Source organism: Clostridium sp. UMB9555A (assembly GCF_030222355.1).
Taxonomy (GTDB): Bacteria; Bacillota; Clostridia; order Clostridiales; family Clostridiaceae; genus Sarcina; species Sarcina perfringens.
Genome location: NZ_JASORQ010000031.1, coordinates 1 through 900, shown reverse-complemented (window position 1 = coordinate 900; position 900 = coordinate 1). Strand labels below are relative to the sequence as shown.

The 900-nt window shown below is 28.8% G+C and carries 1 pseudogene; it reads right to left on the bottom strand.

The annotated features are described in order from the left end of the window. Positions 1–900: pseudogene (locus QP548_RS16825) on the bottom strand (TcpH); the annotation flags it as partial.

Here is a 900-nt window from a genome sequence, read left to right as displayed (position 1 = left end):
ATCTTTTACATCATTTTTAGTAACTGCTTCTTCATCAATATTAGGTTTATTTTCGTTATTAATATTCTTGTTAGGAATATTTTCAGAAGTTATATTACTAGGTTTAGTGGCCTTAACTCCATTTAAATCAAATTTTTCTACAGGTTTTTTATTGATATTTTCATTTGAGCTAACTTTATTTTTTGTATCTTTAACCCCGTCTATATTTTCTTTTGGATTATTAACATTCTCTATATCTTCAGGCTTATTATTTTTTAAATTATCGTATTTAGAACCTAAGAAATCTATAGCTTGTGCTACTTTTCTGTCTTTGTAAAGACTTAAATTTCCCTTTGTATATTCTTTAGCATATTGAGCTTTAGTTATTAAATTATCTCCTATGTCATACGCTCTATCCATAGCTGGATTTACTGCATATTCCTTTGCAATATCAGCACCTTTATCTAGTGGTTTAGCTCCAAACTTAAATGCTCCTGTTGTTCCTGGAGCAATTCTATTTTGAAGGTTTATTAACCCATTCATTAACTGTTTTCTAAAGGCAATAACCATGATCCAACAAGTACATTGCATTAAAAGAGCTATTATTAAATTAGCTCCCCATGATTGAAACATTGTAAGTGTAACAGTATCTACAAGGACCAGTAATGCTAATACAAAGCTACTAACAATTATACCGAGCTGAGTTCCTAAATACTTTCTTGCCATTCCTTTTATAATATTTGTACCACCAAAGAAAGGCACTATGGCAATAAGCATAATAAATGGTAGTAGTAATATTAAAAGAATTGACATAAGTTGAAATCCTATTTGTATCATTCCTACAGCTATTAAAATAATCATCTTTATTAAAGTTATTACGAATAATACACATACAGATACTAACTTAGTATTTATGCCATT